This is a genomic window from Fundidesulfovibrio sp., assembly GCF_058402725.1.
The window spans coordinates 1-3,344 of sequence record NZ_JBZVFJ010000235.1; the positions used below are offsets into that span (position 1 = coordinate 1).

Annotated in this window: 5 protein-coding genes; 1 reads left to right on the plus strand and 4 read right to left on the minus strand. The window is 70.1% G+C overall.

Annotation, left to right across the window (positions count from 1 at the left end; genetic code table 11):
• On the plus strand, positions 1-908 hold a 908-nt coding region (locus ACV4UX_RS17965), incomplete at its 5' end, for a GGDEF domain-containing protein (RefSeq protein WP_491594652.1).
• A gap of 293 nt (positions 909-1,201) precedes the next feature.
• On the opposite strand, the gene ACV4UX_RS17970 is transcribed toward ACV4UX_RS17965, so the two are convergent.
• From ACV4UX_RS17970 to ACV4UX_RS17985, 4 genes are all read right to left on the minus strand, one after another.
• Entirely contained in the window at positions 1,202-1,537 is a 336-nt protein-coding gene (locus ACV4UX_RS17970) for a hypothetical protein (RefSeq protein WP_173081395.1), read from the minus strand.
• Positions 1,538-1,562: 25 nt separating this feature from the next.
• On the minus strand, positions 1,563-2,000 hold the full coding sequence (locus tag ACV4UX_RS17975) for a DciA family protein (RefSeq protein ID WP_491594653.1): 438 nt from the start codon (positions 1,998-2,000) through the stop codon (positions 1,563-1,565).
• Positions 2,000-2,503, minus strand: a complete 504-nt coding sequence (locus ACV4UX_RS17980) for a hypothetical protein (protein ID WP_491594654.1) — start codon at positions 2,501-2,503, stop codon at positions 2,000-2,002. The genes ACV4UX_RS17975 and ACV4UX_RS17980 overlap by 1 nt, the downstream gene beginning before the upstream one ends.
• Positions 2,504-2,681: 178 nt before the next feature.
• On the minus strand, positions 2,682-3,344 hold a 663-nt coding region (locus ACV4UX_RS17985; protein WP_491594655.1), incomplete at its 5' end, for an ABC transporter substrate-binding protein.

Sequence of the window (3,344 nt, forward strand, 5' to 3'; positions counted from 1 at the left end):
AGTCGGTGCGCGCCCTGGATTCCATCATTGCCTCCCTCGATGCGGTCTCCGAAGTCACGAAGCGCTTCGTGGAGCACAACCTGGCCGCCGCGCGGCGCACGGCGGCGGGCGGTCTGGCGGGCATCTTCGTGGCCGCGTCGCTGGTGGCCGTGTCGGCGCGGGTCATCGCGCTGCGCATCACGCGACCGCTCCGGGAGATCGTGGAGCGCATCGACCGTCTGCGCGACCCGGGGGCCAGCCCCCAGTTCTCCGGGGTGCGCGACGAGTTCACCACGGTGCGCCACGCCCTGGACCTGCTGGACCACGCCCTGGCCGGGCGCGAGCGGGACGCCAGGGCGCTCCAGGAGGCCAACCGCAAGCTGGCCGAACTGGCCGACACCGACGAACTGACCGGGCTGGCCAACCGCCGCCGCCTGAACGCGGCGCTGGCGGCCGAATGGGCGCGGGCGCGGCGCGACGCAGCCCAGGTGTCCCTGCTGATGATCGATGTGGACCACTTCAAACGCTACAACGACGCCCTGGGCCATCAGGCCGGAGACGAACGCCTCATCGACGTGGGACGGGCCATGCGGGGGCTGGCGCGGCGTCCCGGCGACCTGGCCGCGCGCTATGGGGGCGAGGAATTCGTGATGCTGCTGCCCGGCATGCCGCTCGGCAAGGCCGTCGTCCACGCCGAGGAGGTGCGCCGGGCGGTGGAGGCCCTTGCCCTGCCCCACGAGGGCTCCCCCGAGGGCAGGGTGACGGTGAGCGTCGGCGTCGCGTCGCTCACGCCCAGGGGGACGGCGCGCGCCGAGGATCTGCTGCGTCTGGCCGACGACGCCCTCTACCAGGCCAAGCGAGGGGGGAGAAACCGGGTGGAGAGGGCCGGAGAGGACCTGATTCCCGAGTCCTCTCCGGGGGCGGCCTAGCAGAGCCAGTACATGGGATTGCCCCACCCTCCATTCAGGGTCCAGCCCACCCGGAGGTCGTATGCCTCCCAAGGGGGCGGGGCCATGAATGGATATCCCCGCTGGCTGCGTTGCAGGGAAATAGCCAAACCCTCGCGTCCGTGAAAGACGCTCCGGGCCGGGCTTTGGCCCCGCGCCTTGCGGGCGCGTTCTTGTGCCCCCGCTGCCTGGTCGGCTTTTTCAACGGGCCGCCCACGCGGAAAGGCCCGGCGGATCGCTCCGCCGGGCCTTTCCGAACGTCGTCAGGGCCGCGCCTAGGAGGCCTGGGCCATGTTGCGGGTGCGCTTCTTGAGCTTGTTCACCTTGCGGCGCAGGATGTCCTTCTCCTTGCGGGAGACGCCTTCGGCGGCCTTCTTGGCGCGCATTTCCTTCATCTGGGCCTTCATGGAGAGGATCTGGGCCTTGTAGGGGCTCGCGCCGCCTTCTTCGTCGGTGATGCCCAGCACTTCCTTGATTGCCTTGATCAGTTCTTCCTTGTCCATGCCGGACGCGCCCTGGATGTTGGGGATCTGGTTGATCACCAGGTCGCGCAGCTCCTTGGCGGTCATCTTGTCCAGGGGTTTCTTGAGATCGAGCGTGATGTCGGCCATTGTCCGCCTCCAAGTGGAATGTGTGTCACCTGCCGGGGCCAAACTGGCGGACGTAGGCCGCGTACGAGCGCCCCACGGCGGTGTTCGGGTCCAGGCTGAGTTTCCCAAGGGAGGCGATGCGGGGCGCGGGGAGCCGCCAGAAGGCGGGGGCCGAACCGGGCAATGCGTCCAGAGGGGTCTTGCCCTGTAGCAGGTCGAATTGCACCTTGTCAAAGACTTGTTGGCCGAGAAACCCGTTGACCGCTTCCAGGATCGCCGGGGCGTCGTAGTGGCTCTCCTGCATGGCCAGGGAGTCCTCCACGCCGGCGAGCAGCGTGGCGCGCCGGTGTCCCAGGGGGTGGGCGTAGGGGGCCACGTGGCCCAGCACCTCGCGCCAGCGCGGCCAGAGCATGGCCAGCCGGAAGCCCAGGGCCGCGTCGGAGCGGCTGGCAAAGGCCACGATGAGCTCCCCCAGGTGGCGCATCAGAGCCTGGCCTTCTCCGCCACGTCCTCGAGCATCTCCTCCTGCGTCGCCGCCAGGGGCAGGATGAAATGGGCCGCGCCGAAAAACACGGGCTCCATGCGCTCCACCCGCGCGGCCAGTTCCTCCAGGCGCGAGAGGTCGCCCAGGCTGCGCGCCAGGATCGGGGCAACGCTCATGAGGTAGAACACCTTGCCCGAGGCGCGCAGGGCCTCGGGCGCCCCCTCCTCCAGGAGCAGGGAGTCCCCGGTGACGGCCACGGCCAGGCCGTTCCCGGCGAGGGCCTGCTCCAGTTGGCCGCGCGTGGCGGCCTCCGCGCAGTCCAGGCCCAGACGCAGCGCGGCGGCCCGGGCCAGCGAGCGCCTGCCGCTGCCCTCCAGCCCCACGAAGAAGAGGTTGCCGGACGCTCCGCCGATGGCCGCCCGCGCGGCCGCGCTGGAGAAGGTGGCGGACTTGTCGGGCTCCTGCACGTCGAAGCGTTTGCGGATGGGGTTCTTGGGGCGCATGGGGGCGGTGTAGCGCGTGCGCGGCGAAAGGGAAAGCCCGGGGAGCGGGGCTTCCCGTGAGAAGGTCCGGCAGGGCGGCCTCCGGGGGCAGCGGTGCCGCGCCGACGGCGGAGGGCGGCCCGGGGAGCGCGGCGGCCGGGCGTCGCGCGGGGGCGACGTCCGGCCGGGAGGGCGGTCGCTAGTCGTACTTTTTGGCGTAGTCCGCGTCGTTGTAGAGCGATTCCCCGTACTGGGCCTTGCCGAAGCCGCGGATGATGTCCTGGCCTTCCTTGGAGGCCACGAAGTCGATGAAGGCCGCGGCGGTGTCCGCGCCGGGCGTCGCGCCCTTGGGCTGCGCCAGGGCGTGGTAGGTGTTCACGAGCATCTTGTCGCCTTTGAAAAGGATGGCGAGCCTGGGCATGTTCTTTTGTTCGGCCACCCAGGTGGAGGAGTCGGTCATGGAGTATCCGCCCTCGTCGTTGGCGCGCTTGAGGGTGGCGGTCATGAAGTCCTTGGTGACGATGTACCAGGCGCCGGAGGGCTCGATGCCCGCCGCCTTCCACACGGCCGCCTCCTTCTGGTGGGTGCCGGAGTTGTCGCCGCGCGAGAAGAACCTGGCCTGCTTCGCGGCAATGGCCTTGTAGGCCTCCACGGCGGAGGCGAGTCTGGCGATGCCCGCCGGGTCGGCGGCGGGCCCCACGATGAAGAACTCGTTGGAGCCGATGAGGGTCTTCTTCACGGCCCAGCCGTCCTTGACGGCCTGGTCCACCTTGGCCGGGGCGTGCACCATGACCATGTCCACCTGTTTGGCCAAGGCGCGCCTCGTGCCCGTGCGGGAGCGCGAACTGGCCAGGGAGGAACA